This window comes from Vibrio sp. OPT20 (assembly GCF_963889365.1).
GTDB classification, from domain to species: Bacteria; Pseudomonadota; Gammaproteobacteria; order Enterobacterales; family Vibrionaceae; genus Vibrio; species Vibrio splendidus.
The window spans coordinates 26,264-42,849 of sequence record NZ_CAWPOA010000109.1 but is presented as its reverse complement, the minus strand read 5'-3'; the positions used below and the strand labels follow the sequence as shown (position 1 = coordinate 42,849).

14 protein-coding genes are annotated in these 16,586 nt (G+C 44.3%); 7 read left to right on the top strand and 7 right to left on the bottom strand.

The genetic code is table 11. The features are described 5' to 3' along the window. The first annotated feature begins 48 nt into the window (after nucleotides 1-48). On the top strand, nucleotides 49-2,124 hold the full coding sequence (gene helD, locus AACR09_RS24045; protein WP_193834554.1) for a DNA helicase IV: 2,076 nt from the start codon (nucleotides 49-51) through the stop codon (nucleotides 2,122-2,124). A 152-nt stretch (nucleotides 2,125-2,276) separates the two neighbouring features. Further along, nucleotides 2,277-2,627 (top strand): VOC family protein, encoded by a 351-nt coding sequence (locus AACR09_RS24040; protein WP_065605123.1) that lies wholly within the window; start codon nucleotides 2,277-2,279, stop codon nucleotides 2,625-2,627. Between the two features lie 113 nt (nucleotides 2,628-2,740). On the opposite strand, the gene AACR09_RS24035 is transcribed toward AACR09_RS24040, so the two are convergent. Further along, complete coding sequence (locus AACR09_RS24035; RefSeq protein WP_004730260.1) at nucleotides 2,741-3,196, bottom strand: methylglyoxal synthase; 456 nt, start codon at nucleotides 3,194-3,196, stop codon at nucleotides 2,741-2,743. A gap of 60 nt (nucleotides 3,197-3,256) precedes the next feature. Next, nucleotides 3,257-4,204, bottom strand: a complete 948-nt coding sequence (gene torT / locus AACR09_RS24030) for a TMAO reductase system periplasmic protein TorT (RefSeq protein WP_228010436.1) — start codon at nucleotides 4,202-4,204, stop codon at nucleotides 3,257-3,259. Here torT and AACR09_RS24025 point away from each other — a divergent pair. Beyond that, entirely contained in the window at nucleotides 4,149-4,313 is a 165-nt protein-coding gene (locus tag AACR09_RS24025) for a hypothetical protein (protein ID WP_228010435.1), read from the top strand. The genes torT and AACR09_RS24025 overlap by 56 nt on opposite strands. A gap of 64 nt (nucleotides 4,314-4,377) precedes the next feature. After that, nucleotides 4,378-7,392 carry a TMAO reductase system sensor histidine kinase/response regulator TorS gene (gene torS / locus AACR09_RS24020; protein WP_193834552.1) on the top strand — a complete coding sequence of 1,005 codons (3,015 nt, stop codon included), beginning with the start codon at nucleotides 4,378-4,380 and terminating at the stop codon, nucleotides 7,390-7,392. Between the two features lie 247 nt (nucleotides 7,393-7,639). On the opposite strand, the gene AACR09_RS24015 is transcribed toward torS, so the two are convergent. The 3 genes from AACR09_RS24015 to AACR09_RS24005 all read right to left on the bottom strand — a co-directional run bounded on the left by AACR09_RS24015 (nucleotide 7,640) and on the right by AACR09_RS24005 (nucleotide 13,112). Continuing rightward, nucleotides 7,640-9,994: a fatty acid cis/trans isomerase gene (locus AACR09_RS24015; protein WP_193834550.1), complete on the bottom strand. Its 2,355-nt coding sequence runs from the start codon at nucleotides 9,992-9,994 to the stop codon at nucleotides 7,640-7,642. A gap of 157 nt (nucleotides 9,995-10,151) precedes the next feature. Continuing rightward, nucleotides 10,152-11,816, bottom strand: coding sequence for a VRR-NUC domain-containing protein (locus AACR09_RS24010; RefSeq protein ID WP_193834548.1), 1,665 nt, complete (start codon nucleotides 11,814-11,816; stop codon nucleotides 10,152-10,154). Nucleotides 11,817-11,873: 57 nt separating this feature from the next. Next, a complete protein-coding gene (locus tag AACR09_RS24005; RefSeq protein WP_017079765.1) occupies nucleotides 11,874-13,112 on the bottom strand; it encodes an L-lactate MFS transporter in 1,239 nt (412 codons plus the stop codon). A 594-nt stretch (nucleotides 13,113-13,706) separates the two neighbouring features. Between AACR09_RS24005 and AACR09_RS24000 the strand changes: the two genes are divergently transcribed. Next, nucleotides 13,707-14,087, top strand: coding sequence for a hypothetical protein (locus tag AACR09_RS24000; RefSeq protein ID WP_004730275.1), 381 nt, complete (start codon nucleotides 13,707-13,709; stop codon nucleotides 14,085-14,087). Nucleotides 14,088-14,276: 189 nt separating this feature from the next. Here the strand turns inward: AACR09_RS24000 and AACR09_RS23995 are convergent, their stop codons facing one another. After that, nucleotides 14,277-14,621 carry a YajD family HNH nuclease gene (locus AACR09_RS23995; RefSeq protein ID WP_004730279.1) on the bottom strand — a complete coding sequence of 115 codons (345 nt, stop codon included), beginning with the start codon at nucleotides 14,619-14,621 and terminating at the stop codon, nucleotides 14,277-14,279. Nucleotides 14,622-14,896: 275 nt separating this feature from the next. Between AACR09_RS23995 and yghU the strand changes: the two genes are divergently transcribed. After that, nucleotides 14,897-15,754, top strand: a complete 858-nt coding sequence (gene yghU / locus AACR09_RS23990; protein ID WP_017082522.1) for a glutathione-dependent disulfide-bond oxidoreductase — start codon at nucleotides 14,897-14,899, stop codon at nucleotides 15,752-15,754. Nucleotides 15,755-15,936: 182 nt separating this feature from the next. Further along, the gene (locus AACR09_RS23985; protein ID WP_017085490.1) at nucleotides 15,937-16,260 is read left to right on the top strand and encodes a DOPA 4,5-dioxygenase family protein; all 324 of its coding nucleotides are present in this window, start codon (nucleotides 15,937-15,939) and stop codon (nucleotides 16,258-16,260) included. Between the two features lie 110 nt (nucleotides 16,261-16,370). Here the strand turns inward: AACR09_RS23985 and AACR09_RS23980 are convergent, their stop codons facing one another. Beyond that, nucleotides 16,371-16,523: a hypothetical protein gene (locus tag AACR09_RS23980; protein WP_009844874.1), complete on the bottom strand. Its 153-nt coding sequence runs from the start codon at nucleotides 16,521-16,523 to the stop codon at nucleotides 16,371-16,373. Nucleotides 16,524-16,586 lie beyond the last annotated feature (63 nt).

Sequence of the window (16,586 nt, the reverse complement as noted above, 5' to 3'; positions counted from 1 at the left end):
CAGCATCATGATATAAATTCAATATTCCCAATTAGAGAGCACACTCCAATGCAGCTAAGCGCTAACAAGACTGCACAGTTTTTTATTCAAAATGAATATCATCAAGTCGAACTTGATGGTCCACGCCTGCAGTTATCTTCAGTAGGCAGTGAAGAGCGAATCCCGTTTACTATTTGGAGTGGCAAGATCGCGATAAAACGCGGATTGTTTTGGGGATCGTTACAGTTCTTTGCTAATCAACAAGATGGCAAACAGCGCAGCTGGTTAGTACAGGGCCTACCTTGGGAACAATGCCGTCAATTTGCACGCGCATCGGTTGCTGCTTATCAGAAGTGGCATGACACACAATGTGAACAATTGGCTGAACACGTTCCTCAATGGGAAGCTGAATTGACACGTCTTGAGCAACTTCCTGCTTTCCTAGCGCATTCTAAAGTTAAGACTTGGGTCGACATGGTTAACTCAAGTTTAGAAAACATGACGATGACTTTAGAAGAAGCAGCGCAGCGTATGCCAAACCGCATTGCTCGAATGCAACCATGGTTGTCTGAGACGGAAATTAAGCAAGCCGAAAGAAATCAGCAGTGGTTAGAAACAGAAAGACAAAACTGGGAAGTATTGTTTGCTCAATGTGAATCGTCACCACTCAATTTATCTCAACAATATGCGGTCTTGATGAATGATGATCACAACCTTATTTTAGCGGGCGCTGGCTCGGGTAAAACCAGTGTTCTTACAGCTCGCGTCGCGTATTTACTGCAAAGCCATCAAGCTCAAGCTGAAGAGTTGTTATTGCTCGCATTTGGTCGCGAAGCAGCGGAAGAGATGAAACAGCGGCTTAACAGCAAAATTGGTTTATCAGCAGAGAAGGTGCAAGTGAGTACTTTCCACCAGTTGGGTTTAAAGATCCTTAATCAGGTTGAACCTGAACGTGTGGTTATCTCTCCGTTAGCGCTCGATGACAATCAACGTCAAGCATGGTGCATTGATTGGTTGAAAAAGCACTGGATGACGCCGACTAACTTCAAACGCTGGCAAAAGCACCTGTCTAAATGGCCAATCGCTTATTTAACAGGTGATGACGAACTTGGTAGCCATGTTTCAAACCTCAAGTTGATTGGTTGGCTTGAAAAGCAGCTTGAGCAGTTGAATGCATCGGGTTTATCGAAGAAGGAAGTGCAACAGCAGTTGATTGATCACAGAGACTACACGCGTCTCAACAGCGAGCTTTCACTGTGTTGGCCATGCGTGACAGCATGGCAAAAAGAACTGAAAGAACAGAATCACATCGACTTCTCAATCATGATCAGCCGAGCAACTCAGTATGTCGAAAAGGGCAAGTTTATCTCGCCTTGGAAGTTCATCATGATCGATGAATATCAAGACATCTCGCCAGATCGCCTTGCCTTGGTTGAGGCGCTGTGTAATCAGTCGAAAGCACAACACCACGCTTCTATTTTTGCGGTAGGTGATGATTGGCAGTCGATTTACCAGTTTGCGGGCGCAGATGTTGATTTAACGACGGGCTTTAAGGATCGTTTTGAGAGCTCGACGATTCATCACCTAGATACGACTTACCGCTTTAACAATCAGTTAGGTGCAGTTGCTAATCGTTTTGTGCAGGAAAACCCGATTCAGCTTCCGAAAGAACTGAACAGCTTCAAGCAACAGAAACAGAAGGCGGTGTACAGTGCACCAAGCAAAGAAGTTGAGAAAATCCTCGATCAATTAAACCGCCAATCTAAAGGCAAAACCAACAAGTCTGTGCTGCTACTTGGACGTAATCATTACCACAAACCTGAATTGCTAGAAGATTGGAAAAAAATCTTCACCTCCATTGAGATCAAGTTCATGACTTGCCACGGCAGTAAAGGTAAAGAGGCGGACTTTGTCATTATTCTTTGTGTGGACGAAGGGCAGTTCCCGACCAAGAAGAAACAGCTGCATATTGATGGCGCATTGACTGAATCATCAGATGCGTTCCCTTATGCGGAAGAGCGTCGTTTATTTTACGTGGCAATGACGCGAGCGAAAGAGAAAGTATGGATCACGCACAGTGGCGACGGTTCTGGCTTTGTGCAAGAGCTGCATGGCTCTGATTACCCTGTCGTTCGTAAAAAGTGATGTCACTTGGCGTAATTGTCTAAGATTAGATCTTCAAGCCCGCTACCTATTCTCATTAGGGTGTAAGCTATTATCATTAGCGTGCTAGCTATTCTAATTAGGGCGTAAGATATTATCATTAGGAAAAAGGCATAAAGCAGAAGGAATTCGCTATGGAACACGGCTCTATTAACTACATTGAATTTGCTGCGCGAGACATCGCCGCAACTAAGGCGTTTTTCAGCCAAGTGTTTGGTTGGATCTTCGAAGACTATGGCCCTGAGTATTCTGCTTTTGAAGGTAAAGGCTTAATGGGTGGGTTCTATTTAGCGGATCTGGCGTCGAATGCTGAAAGTGGCGCAGCGCTAATGGTGTTCTATAGCGAAGATCTTGAGCAAACCGAGCGTGACGTGCTTGATGCTGGTGGCGAGGTAAATCGTGAGATATTTAGTTTCCCCGGTGGCAGACGTTTCCATTTTAGAGAGCCAAGTGGCAACGAAATGGCGGTATGGAGTGACAAGTAGCGAGTTAAGATTCTGGTGAAAAAAAAAGCCTGCGATAAAATGCAGGCTTTTTAGTCTGTGACGTTATTTTTGTTCTTAACGAAGCGATCTGCTTAGTTAAGAGCGCTGAACCATTAAGTTCGCTCAGCTAGGTACGCTTCGTAGTCTGGGATCTCAATGATCACTTCTTCTTCAAGCAGTGAAGAGTTAAATAGGAAGTTAGCGGTAGCGCGGTTGGTTGCCACTGGGATGTTCCAAACACTTGCGATACGAAGCAGTGCTTTTACATCTGGGTCATGTGGTACGGCATTCAGTGGATCCCAGAAGAAAATCATCATATCGATCTTGCCTTCAGAGATAAGCGCACCAAGTTGTTGGTCACCGCCCATTGGGCCGCTGATCATGCTCTTAATTGCTAGGCCTGTTTCTTTACTTAGTAGAGAACCCGTTGTGCCCGTAGCATAAAGGAAGTGCTTTTGTAGTTTTTCTTTGTTCTCTGTGACCCATCTAAGTAGCTCAGGTTTGAAATGGTCATGAGCGACCAAAGCGATATTCTTATGCGTTGGCATAGTACGCGTCGTTTTTTGCATGAATGTTCCCTAAATGATTGCTTCGTTTTTATTGTTTTGAGTTCTTCAGCCAATATAGCACTAAGGATTCACACTGAATACCGGACGAAACTCAGAAGGTGACAATGAGTCGGCGATAATTTGATCTTTGAGTGTTGCCGGTGTCAGTGCTTCAATCATGGGTGCACTGTGTTTTTCATAAGGTTGACCGCGTAAGTAACTGGTGGCTTGTTTTACCGATAAGCGACCTTGCTCAACCATTTTATCTGTTGGTGCAAAAAGCACCTTGTTACGAAGTAAGCCGCGGTAGGTTCCGTGACTTAGGTAACTTGAAATTAATCCAATTTCTTTGGTTTTACCGGCTGCTCTCAGCTCACTTATCGCAGCTTCAATCGCGACTGCGCTTCCGACAATATATTGAATATCCGGCTGCTCGATGACTTGTTGTACCAAGTTTCTTTGCAGTTCTTTATCGTTGTCTGCCCAATAGCTTATCGCAATTTTGATATCGCTTGATTTGATTGCATCATAAAACCCAAGAGCTACCGGCTTAGTACCGCCACTTGATTGTGGGCCAAGTAACAAGGCGATAGGTGTTTCGCCTGATCCTTTCGGATGTCGTTTCGACAAAAACTCTCCGACTTGAAATCCCATTTGATACCAGTCGACACCGACCGTGCCTTTCAATACCTTCTGTTGTTCTTCATTGACGGTCAACTCATTCACAGTAGCAAACACAGGGGTAGAGCCAACCCAATCCGTAAGATTGTCATGGTAAGCATCGGGTGAAACTGTGCCTAAAATAATGGCATCGGCTCCCCATTGTGTGCAAAGCACCAGCTGTGAGGCTTGCTTACCAATGTTTGGGTACCCGCCGGCTTCTAATACTCTTAGCTCAACTTGCTGCTTTTCTGCTTCAGAGACCATGCCGTAGTTAACAGACAACCAGTAAGAATCCTTAAGGTGCGGATAAATGGCACAAATTTTCTCTTTATGTGATGTGGCTTCGGCAGGTTTTATTGGGCTCAAAGGCTCGCTAGCACTCGCGACAGAGGTTACTGAGGCCAGTAGTGAGAGAATGATTTTTGAAGCTAAAGGTCTAGATAGCATGAATTGCCGTTTTATTGGTTTTAGATAAGAAACACTGCAAAATATAGCGTATTCTGCATGGGTAAAGAAGAACGTTTTAAGGTTTAAAGTTTATGTTGTTAGCCTCAGCGAGTATTGGACGCAAGCTACTGGCCTCATTCTTAGTGATGGCACTGTTGGTTCTATTGTCTGCATTGATCGGTGTTTCTGGTTTTAGCTTTGTAGCAAAAACGGAAAGAAACGTCGTCGATTCAGCGCTTCCTGCCATGATCGAAGCTCGTCAAGTTTCTGAGTTGAGTAACCGTATTATTTCGTCGGTACAAACGCTTTCTAATGCGAGAAACGAGGCCGAACGAAAAGAGGCTGGCACTGTGTTGTTTGACCAGCTTGAAGCACTTCTTCAACATATCAAAGAGCTTGGTGTCGACAGTTTTGATTCGCAACTTCTCAATAAACTCGAAAACAATGTTCAAAGCGTTATTAACACACTGGCTGAACTGGGTGTCTCGGTCGAACGTAAGCTTTGGTTAAGCAAGGAATTGACGTCTCGTGTTGAAGAGATGCGCTTACTTGCCGAAGAGTTAGAGCAGCTCACGCGAACCCAAGTGCTGAATACTGCCACCATTGCGGTTGCTAACGTAACGCACATCTACGACCTGCTAGAAACCAAAGAAACCGATAGAGCCTACCAAGCCTTAGACGCACTTGTTGAAGTTGATCTTGATTTGTCTGAACGTCTGCACGAATTGCATTTGTTGGCGTTCAAGATGCTCAATCAAATTGAAGAAACGCAAACCGTCACCAACGTTGAACGTATTCATCAAATCCAGTCTGAATTCGAATCTAACCTAAGAATCATGGCGCGCCGCGTTAAAGCGGTCGAAGATCCGACTCGTTCAGCGCAGATGTCTCAGTTGCTTGAAGAGTTGAGAAAACGCCAGGTCGTGTTCGATATCTCGCTAGAACAATATGAGAACACCAAAAAGTCAGAGTTTCTGATGCAAAATACGTTGGAGCTGTTCTCTCAGCTGAATACAACGGTTAACCAACTGGTTGATGATTCAAACCGAAGCACAAAAAAAGCGGTTGATGAGCTGACTAGCACGCTGAATCTGGCTCAATGGTCGCTGTCTGTGATTTCGGTTATTGGTTTGGTTATCGTCGCATTTATCGTTTGGCGAGTGGTTTATATCTCGGTTGTTAAACGTCTTACTGAATACTCTTCTGCTTTGATGTCTATCGCACAAGGTCGCTTGAATATTGATATCTCGGTTAAGGGTAATGATGAGTTGGCTCATATGGGCGAGGCGATCATCACCGCCAGAAACACCGCGCAAGCACTACAAGTGGTCGCGGTTGGCGAAGCTAAGGCAAAACGTGAGCTCGAAGAGCACAAAGAGCACTTAGAAGAGTTAGTAACAGACCGAACCTATCAGCTGCAAAAGACCAATGAGAAGTTGAATGTCGAGGTGGGTAACCACGCTAAAGCTCGCAATGCGGCAGAACAAGCAAGCCGTGCCAAGTCTGCTTTCCTCGCGACGATGAGCCATGAAATACGAACGCCTATGAATGGCGTATTAGGTACGGCTCGATTGCTTAAAGATACTGGTTTAGACCCGCTGCAATCAGGTTATGCGGACATCATTAACCGCAGTGGTAAGAATCTACTCGCTATTTTGAATGACGTGCTGGACTATTCAAAGATAGAAGCGGGACATCTTGAAATACGCGCGGCTTCTTTCGACCTTTACCAGATGGTTCAAGATACCTATCAGTTAATGGAAGGGCGCGCTGCTGAGAAGAAGCTTAACTTTGATTTTCATATCGAAAGTGATGTTCAACGCTATTGGCGTGGTGACGTCACTCGAATCAGTCAAATATTGAATAACTTGGTCGGTAACGCGATTAAGTTTACTGAAAGTGGCTCAGTCGATATCTTTATCAGCTTAGATATCGAAGATGAAAATAGAGTCATGTTTGAAGTGTCAGATACCGGTGTCGGAATTGACGCAAGCGAACAAGCTTGTCTGTTTGATGCCTTTACTCAAACCGATAGCGGCCGCAACAAAACCGGTGGCACAGGGCTTGGATTGGCGATCAGTAAAAGCATCATGTTGGCAATGAATGGGGATATTGGCGTTCATTCCGAAGAAGGCGAGGGCAGTCAGTTTTGGTTCTCATTGCCACTTGAAGTAGGTGAGAAAATTGAAACTAAAGCAACGGTCATTGAAGCTTGCATCCGAGCGAAGGTACTTCTGATTGAAGACAACCCTGTGAACTGTATTGTTGCTGAAGGCTTTTTGAATAACCTGGGTCACGATGTTGTGATAGCGACAACCGGACAAGAAGCGAGAGCCATATTCAGTGAGCAAGAGTTTGATATTGCGCTGGTGGACATTAACTTACCGGACTGCGATGGCGTCGAGTTAATTCAACAACTCAAAGACGATGCGCTTCAGCATGAGCATGAAGAAAACGTAACACGCAAAGTACCACCAATGATCGCAGTATCGGCTCACGTGTTTAACGAAGAAGTGGAAAGCTACTTGTCGTCTGGCTTTGATGGCTTCTTGCCTAAGCCGCTAGAGAAGGAAGCACTTTCTCAGCTCATTGTTGCTCAACTCGATGGTAAAACACTATTGTTGCCACAGCCTGATCCAAACGATGCTGTTTGTAAGCAAAATGGTAACCGTGTGATTAAGGGTAACAGTGATGAATGCTCGACACAGATGGTAGATGTTTTAGCCAAGTACACGACGACAACTGATTCCCAAGATGAAGGAGACACTCCAGTGAAACTGATTGATTCCAAAGTGATAGAGGGTGACTTGTCGATCCTTGGATTGGATAAAATGAAGCAGATCGTTGTGCTATTCGAGGAGAGCAGTAACCTTACCTTGAATGAATTAGTGGAGGCAAGCGAAGCCGATAACGGACGAGAAGTTAAGTCTTTGGCGCACAAGCTCAAAGGATCTGCGGGCAGTTTGGGTTTATTAGCACTGTACAAGTTGTGTCAGAGCATAGAAGTAAGCGAAGAACCATTATTGCAGTACCGAGATAACGATCACGCTTTATCTGAATTGGTTAAAGACTCGTTAGAGGCGCTACTAACTTATGTTTCCGCTTAATGACGTGAGCTTGCTTTAAACTTGATCTAATCAACAAGTCAAAAAAATCCTCTGAACGAATATTCGTCAGAGGATTTTTTATACCGCGCAAGTCAGCGTTCTTTATGAAAGGCTAACCATTCAAGCTAACCAAGGTTCAAGGGTTATATCCGAGGTTCAAGGCTGTATAGCTAAGTCTTAGGAGCTAGAACCACGTCTTAAGAGCTAAAGCCAAGGCTCAAGAGCTCGAATTAATGCTTATCGCTTGCTACCTATTCTCGAAGCGGTTGTAATCCAACAAGCCGAACTCGATCGGTTGGTCTTGTTGATACCAACGATGTACGCGATCACTGAACGGCCAGAACTCGTTAGAACTGCGTCGTACCGCAAACTTATCAAGCAGCGCCACGTAGTCTTCTTTTGTGTTCAAACTTTGCAGCGTTTTCACCAGAGTCGGTATCTCGCTCTCGGTTAAAGACAGGTAGGCGGCAGGGTAGCTACCGACAACGCCTCGTACGAGCGTTAAGTCATCATTGGCGTAATCGCGATTACCTTCTTCATTAAACAAGCTAGAAATGTTGCTGTGCGCGTTATTGTGAATCATGGTGAACAATTGCTCTTCGCCATTTTTGCCTTCAATCATGATCATCACTAATTGAGGAACATGACGCAGGCCGACTCCCTTTATCAAATTCACTTGGTTAAGCAGTGCTTCGTTCTTTCGACCAAAACCTGTTTCGACAATATCAAAGCGACTATCGAGGACAGGCGCGAGCTTATCTTTGATCATATTGAGCAGTTCACGCTTAGGATCGGCCGTTTTGTAAACCACACTTGTTGGTTGGTCGAAAGGGGCGATATTGCGTTGCAAGTAATCGCTCAGTTGTGCACTTTGGTTTTTGTACCAGCTTGAGTGTTCAATATGGCGAACATCTTTAGGAAGAAGGGTTAAGAAGTTACTTTCACCCTCAAGGCGCAAGAAGTCCATAAACATACGCGTAATCAGCTGGTGGCCGAAGTTTCCGTACACATCGAAACCTGCGACAAGAAGGTAATGAATGCGCTCTAGTAAGGCGTAATCAAGGATCCACGCAGTTTTAGGTTGCGTGCCAACTAACCCTTGTACAACAGAAGCGCTATCGAAGTGTCTAAAGATGGTGAGAGCGGCATTTTGGTTGATGCCATCGCCATCCCAAATTATACCGGTGTCTAGGTTCACGCCACTATCGAACCATTGGTTGGTGAAGTCTGATTTCGCATTTAGGTATCGAGCCTGTTGCTTAGCGTATCTTACCCAGTTAGTCGCAGGTACGGTGTTACTTTTTAGCTCGCTAGGTAGTTTTAAGTTTTTCTTCTGGCTGGCGTAGAAAGCGTTTATTTCTGGTAAATCGGCTTTCTCTGGATCAATGAAGAAAACCCAAAAACGGTCGTTAATCACATTCAAGGCAAGTTGACCACGACACACCGGCCCTTTGATAAAAGCCATGATGGTGTTTTGCGCATTGTCCAACATGAAATGGAAGCGCGAGTTCACTGGCAGCGCTTCAAACGAAGTCATAGGGTTAGCTGCGACATCAATGTTGTAACTAGGGAGTTGTTTCACAGAGTAATCAGCATCGACAAACCAAATGTTCCACTTTTTTAGTCGCTCTTTATTGAGTGCGAAAGGCATGTGCGTTTTGTCGACGATGGTGCCTTGTTCTGGAATCAGGCGGTAGTAAACACGTTCTACTTTTGGATCGTCGTAAGGGCGACGAGTCGTGATGCGTTGCACCGCTTCACCTGGAGGCGTTGCAGAGCGAACAAGTGTGAAGAAACGCGTTGGCTGCGCCAAATCAGAGAAGTAGACATGCGATAGAAACAGGTGCTCATAGATGTAACGTGCTGAAAGTTGGCTTTTATTGTCACTCTTATTGAGAAAGCTTTCGTAGACATTAACGAGCTCTTGTTCCGCATCATTCAGTGGAATGTGGTCGTTCATTAACGCGCCATTTTCTAACCAACTCATTAAAGTCGCGTATTCTGTTTTATCTAAGTTCGGCATCCCATAAGGCATCCCCCAAGTTGGGTAATCTCTCTCGTACTGGGCGTACTCTTCAATCGTTGGGCACTGTTGGTCGCGATCGGTTGAAAAGTCGAAACCTTCAAGCTGGGTTTGATCTGGAAGTGGGTGGTTCTCTTTCTGGATCAACATTCGAGAAACAAGACCAGCATCGAGGTTAGCCGTTGAATTCTGCATACGTTCGTTGAGGACTGGATGAAAATCCGCATCGCGCCACTCTTGTGTGGTTAAAGCATCTTCAAACAAGCGAGTAGGGGCTGAGGCGGTTAAACGGGTGCCTTGATAAACGAGTGCCTTGCTCGCACCTCGGTCGATACCTTCTACTGAAGACATTTTGAGCTGGCAAGGTGCGTCATAGCAAGCGTGACAAACCACACATCGGTTATCAATGATGGGTTTCACTTCATCAATGAAGTGTTGTGCTTGAGCCGACAGAATAGGCGCTTGGCGATCGCGAACTTGTTGTTTACCAAACAGCTCGTCGAAGTTTAAACCCGCGTAGACGGCACAACCTGAGAAGACGCTAACAAAAGCTAAAATGAAGAGTTTTTTCAAATTCATACGTATTTATATATTAAGCATTTTCTCTAATTATATCGAAAATGATTGAAAATGCTCATGTTCTAACAATCTTATAGATAAGATCTTGATGGGACTGAGCAACTTATCGAGGTGAGTCACTCACCCGAGGTTGGATTTTGGAGTGTCGAACTAAGGCTTACTGATTGACGTAACAAACAGAGAAAGGGACAGACAATCGCTTAAACTCTTTGATCCAGCGCCATTGGTTGTCTTGCAGTTTGTCTCCGGGACCTTTGACTTCAACCCAATGAAACTCTTTGTCCTTGAATGCAATCAAATCTGGCATCCCAGTTCTGAATAGTTTTAGGTCACTCAATATCACCTTGAAAAGATCAACAATCAATGCGTTGGGAATAGCCACCATGCTGTGCTCGACGAGTGATCTGGGGAAGTAGTTCCAATGAACAAATGGATTGGCGATACCGCGCTTCTGGTCATAAATATTGAGTAAGTGGTTCAGCCCATGCTTGAATATAGTCTGAAACACCGCTTCGACCTGTTCGGCTCGTTTGTCTACGAAATCGGAATGGTACAGATCCAGAGGTCGATGTTGGTATCGATTGATAAAGGCGCCTTCAACATCTGCAAAAATGACCTCCCAAAAGGCCAAGCCGAACAAGCCACATAGAAAACTGTTCTCAGAAAAGTAGACATCCCAGCCTTGGTCCTCAAAATGCTGCTTTACCGCAAGCTCGACTCGCGTTTGGCTGAGGTCTAATTCCAGTTTTATCTCTTTGCAGCTCGGTTTTATGGTTCGTGAAACTTTGTGCCCCTGTTTCCGTAGTAGTTTGTCTTCAAGCTTAATAGCGACTTCCAACTCTGACACATCTGATGGAGCAGCTTTCATTTGCGTGACAATGTCACACATTAAGTCTAACTCGTCTTGCTTGTCATAGATGCGTGCAAGTCGCTCTCTGCTCGGAGGAAGTACAGATTGTTTAAACCAAAAGACAGCTTGGTCGTTTTGGCTGAGCCTTTCTAGATCGCGCGCGATATCGTTGATCAAACGCGATCGTTTTCTGGCTATGCTTCTGTGTTCTGATTCCGCAGGTATCGACTGTAAAAGCTGCTCAAGAAATTCACTGTCTTTGCGGTCACCTTCTGAATACAAGCGTTGAACATCGCGCATCTGGAGCAATTGATTGAGTTGATCTCTAGAAGTGAAGAAGCGGCGCTGCTTGCTTAATGGGTAGTTCTCAAAGGTATTGAGCCCAAGGTCGCTTAACACGAACTGGCTTAAGTCTTGATAGGTGTTAGCAAAGAACAGTAGCAGTAATACATCAATCACTTGAGATTCGACGACGTAAATACAGTCGAAGTTTAGGTTTAGAAATTGATCAAAAGGTTGCTGATCAAGCAGTAACAACAGCTCATCTTTCTTCGCGGTTTTGTGGTTCTTAAAGGCGGGGAATATACTCAACAGCTCTGGTTTGGTGAGTAAGTGCAACCCGATCTCGACATTGCTAATGACAAGGTGATGCTGTTCTTCGGGATGACTCAACGCAATAAAGCCTGCGGTGCTTAGCTCTTGTAGTGTGGTATTTAAATCAGGGATCTCAACATAGTTGAGTTTATCGCTGCGAAACCAACGGCCTTTACGAGAAAGCAAACGAACCATTAAACATTGGCTTGAAACGGAAAGACGTTTGTATTCAGACAACCAATGACATTCATCGTCACTTAGAAGATCGGTATAGAGCGTTTGAGCGTGTTCAACCAACCGATTGAAGTTATCGAGATAATAAGTAGGGGGGAGCTGAAGAGTGGTTTCTATCGTCAATGGGTTCATCGCTTGATACAAAAAGAGCCTAACCCTAAGGTTAAGCTCTTCAGTAACAAATTCAATCTTTTCTGATGATTAAGCTTGAGATGCTTTTAGTTCAGAAACTTTAGCTTCAGAGATTGGCTTAGTGACGATTGCAAGAACAATACACACTGCCATCATAGCTGCAGAGATTGTGTAAGCTAGGCCGTAACCTTCGCCGTTTGTCATTGAGTAACCAACAACTGCTGCACCGATAGCGCCGCCGATACCCCATGCCGTGTAAAGCACGCCGTAGTTAGTACCGTAGTTTTTCAGGCCGTAGAACTCAGCAGTCAATGTTGGGAATACTGCTAGAAGCGTACCGTAACCAACAGCTGCGATAGCCGTACCAATGATTAGCGTGAATTCAGAGTTGAACGTAGCGAATAGAGCCATGTTCGCGCCTTGAAGGATGAACGCTAGAAGTAGAGTACGTACGCCACCGATTTTATCTGCAAGCATACCCGCAGCAACACGGCCGCCTGAGTTGAACACAGCAAGGATAGACGCTAGGTAAACTGCGTTTGGTAGGTTCGCTTGAACGCTAGCAATCGTAGTGATGTTACCGATGATCATAAGACCAACAGAAGCAGCAAATGCGTACATGATCCATAGAGAGTAGAACTGAGGAGTCTTCAGCATTACTTTCCACGTTAGGTCTTCAGTCTTCTTAACTGCTTTAGGTGCTTGGCCTGCTTTTACTTTAGGCTCAGCTGGCGTGTAATCCGCTGGTGGGTTGTTGATTGTTGCTGCTAGAGGTACTGCAATCGCAAGTACGCCGGCACCAAGAATCATAAAGCTTGTTTGAATACCCATGCTGTCGATTAGCGCAGAAGTGAGTGGTGCTAGGTAAATAGCAGCAAGACCAAAACCTGCAGCGATTAGACCGTTAACCATACCTTTCTTAGAAGAATGGAACCATTTCATTGCTGATGGAGAAAGACATGCGTAACCGAAGCCGATACCAGCACCTGTCATCACGCCAAACGTTAGGTTTAGCATCATAGGAGTCGTAGCGAAACCAGAAGCAATCATACCTAGGCCAGTAAGCGCTGTACCAAGAATAAGGATCTTACGTGGGCCCATACGGTCTTGTAGGATGCCTGCAACAAGAAGACAAACAGAGAATGTGATAGTTGCAATAGCGTAAGGTGCAGATGCTTCAGCAGCACTCCAACCAGCTTCGGTGACTAGCGCCTTGTTAAATACACTCCAAGCATACAGGATGCCAAGACAAAGGTTGATACAGAAGCCTGCTAGCAGGATACGTGATGCTTTATCAATCTTGCTCATTTTTATTCTCAGTTTTGTCGTTGGTTAGTGGTGAGCCACTTAACTAAAGACGGGTTATTGTGATTGTTTCTTCAAAATTAGTTTGCGTTTATCAACAGATAGCGCAAAAGAGCGCGGATTATAACCAATAAAAATGTGATTGGAATCTCTTTTTCCATTTTTGGTAAATAAACTCAAATTTGTTAATAAGTTGTTTTTTATTGGTTTTGCAATTGTATTTAATACCTTTCCGTTTTGTTCTTTTTAGCGTGGCGGGCCTATTTTTTAAGGTGTTCTTCGATAAGTATTTCTGAATTGCCACGTATTCCGTGCGGATATCACAGAGTTACGAATTATTTTAATTATTTTCTAAGGTTAATTTTGTGTAACAAAATAAATCGAAGTGGAGCTTTGTCCATATGAGACAAGGAGTAACGGAGTTTTATTAAAAACAAAATGTTAACCAGTTGTTACGGGTGGTTTTTGGTGGTACCTTTGCTTACATTTTGTTCGATTGGAGGGGTTGTGTTGTTGAAAAAAAGTGGGAAAATAGTACGCAAACTGAGATTCCAAATTTGAAAGGATGCGTTTCCAACTTATGGCGAGGCGAGTATTATGAAACTGTTTTTAATTCTATTGATGTCAATTTCTGGTGGTGTAGCGGCAGCTGACCATATCCACTCTTTCTTGTTTGGCTTCTATATTGCTGCATTGGCAGTGGGTAGTTGCTATTGGTTAGCTTTCCGTAGCACGCGTTTCCCACAGTTAGCTCTAATGTTATTGATGTGTGGCTTTTTCGCGAAAATTGCAGTGACAGTTGTCGGTGTTTCTTGGGGTATCTCGAACGATATCATTCAATCGCCGTTCATTTTCTCATTGTCATACCTGTTCTTCTTAGTGGTTGTGTCTTACGTTTGGTTTGCATACCGCGATAAGTTGACGCTAAAAAAGCGCGCTAAGCAGGTAGAAGACTCTCGCAAGCAAGCGGCTGCATAATTGCAGACCTAATACAGAATTCTAAAAAGAGCCTTCTTCGGAAGGCTCTTTTTGATCTGGCCTTAACTTGAGTGAACTCTAGCTATAAGGCAGATAAAAGAAACCCCAGTATGGTGACATACTGGGGTTTCTTGTTATTTATCTAGTATCTAGCCGCTATCATCTAGCAAATACAGGTCTTAACGCGTGTTACTTCTTCATCAACTTCGCTAGATCGGCAAAGGGATTGTGCGTTGCTGATTGATGGTCGTCTAAACGGGCTTTTGCATCAACACCGTAACGGTCATGATCCGTGTATTTTGAGTGCTCATGATCGTGACAGTACAAGCATAGTAGTTCCCAGTTGCTGCCATCTTCAGGGTTGTTTGTATGGTCGTGATCCACGTGGTGAACGGTAAGCTCTCTCAAGTTTGAGTAAACAAATTCACGTGCACATTTACCACAAACCCAAGGGTACAGTTTCAGTGCTTTTTCGCGGTAGCCTTTCTCTTGGCGAGCGTACGCTGCACTCGAGCCTGTGTAATCTGAAGACATTGCCAAATCCTTATCAATTGTAATCTCCCGATTTTATCACAGCTTTCTGGAAGCTGTAGGAATGTCGTGACTAAATCACGTGTCGTACTAACCGATATGGGGCTTAGGTTTGATTGAGCACTTATCTTTTACGTGTGCTATCTCATAAAGCAGGTTATGTCTTTCTGGAATAAGCCATGCTTAACAGTTTGAAAAGAAATTGTATTTAGGGGTTTTAACCAAGGGAGCGTGACCTAATATCAGTTAAAGCTACCCTATATTAATAAGGAAATATCATGTCAGAACAATACACACCGCCAAAAGTTTGGGTTAACGATACTGATGGTGGTAACAAGTGGGCAAATATCAATAGTCCTGAATCTGGCGCTCGCTTTGATAAAGAGCTTCCTGTTGGTGATCATGCTTTTCAATTGTATTCCCTTGGCACACCTAACGGTCAAAAAGTCACTATCTTGCTAGAAGAGTTGTTAGCGGCGGGTGTTAAAGAAGCTGAATATGATGCGTACTTGATCAACATCGGTGAGGCTGATCAGTTCTCTTCTGGCTTTGTTGGTGTAAACCCGAATTCGAAAATACCAGCACTTGTTGATAAATCTGGTGACGAAGATGTGAATGTCTTTGAATCGGCATCCATCTTGATGCACTTGGCCGAAAAGTTTGGTCACTTTTTACCGAAAGAGGGCGCTGCTCGCACTCAAACATTAAATTGGTTGTTCTGGGCGCAAGGCTCTGCACCATTCCTAGGTGGTGGCTTTGGTCACTTCTACGCTTACGCCGATGAAAAGCAAGAATACCCAATTAACCGTTTTGCGATGGAAGTGAAACGTCAACTAGATGTATTAGACAAACAGTTAGCGAATAACACGTATGTGGCAGGCGAAGAGCTTAGTGTCGCAGATATCGCGATTTGGCCTTGGTATGGCAACCTTGTACTAGGTAAAACATATGATGCCGCTGAATTCCTTCAAGTTGAGTCTTACGCCAACGTAGTTCGCTGGGCGAAGCAACTAGAAGCGCGCGAAGGATTCCAACGCGGTCGAGTGGTTAACCGTTCATTTGGCGAAGAGTGGGAGCAAGTACCAGAGCGCCATTCTGCAGAAGACATTGACCGAGTTTTAAAGCTACGCCCGTAGTGATTTTAAAACGATAGTCGACACCAGTATCTCTAGAGTTTGTTTTAGCGGCCAACGTTAACTCAAACTCTAGTTTTTTGTTCCTACGGATTTTTTCCATAGTAAGTCCACTTATTTAGATTTAGCTATTAAAGGCGGTTTAGGTATAAAATCGCGACATCATAATTCTAAAGGATGGTGCCATGTACCACGGTCATATCTATTTCCCTCTGCGCTTTGCAGAGCAGGCAGAAACACTGCGTCAGAAAATTCTATCGGAACGTAAAGATGTGTTAGAGACTTTCCCATTAATACAGCGTTTGGTTGGCCCACATAAGATGCCAATGTTCGAGATTCATTTTGCTAACAAAGAGTCGGGTATTGTTGAATGGCTTGAGCAAGAACGCGGTGATATGTCGGTGTTGATTCACCCTGTGACTGGCGGTGAAGAAACTTTGGATCACACAGTACGCGCGACATGGCTTGGTCGTGAGCTAGGTGTATTCGAAGAAACGCTAAGTAGCTAATTTAATTCGCGCCCGACAGTACGTGCCTAATCAACGTACTTAGTAAATATCGCTGCTGTCGGGTGTGCCAATACTCACTTATGTTTTGAACTATGCTCTTCCTTAAATAACTAGCTTCTCCAGCTGTTGCCCAGTAACAGTGATACCGCTACCGACACACCTAATGCGATTAATATATTAGGTAAGTACAGCCCCCAAATCGCGACACAAACCGCCACCGTTACCACAGCCCACAATAGTGTTTCTAAAATCCAAGTGCCCATAAAATAACTCCTAACTAGATTGTGCGATTAGCATAACCAAGCAAGGGTAAACTTTTGGTCACC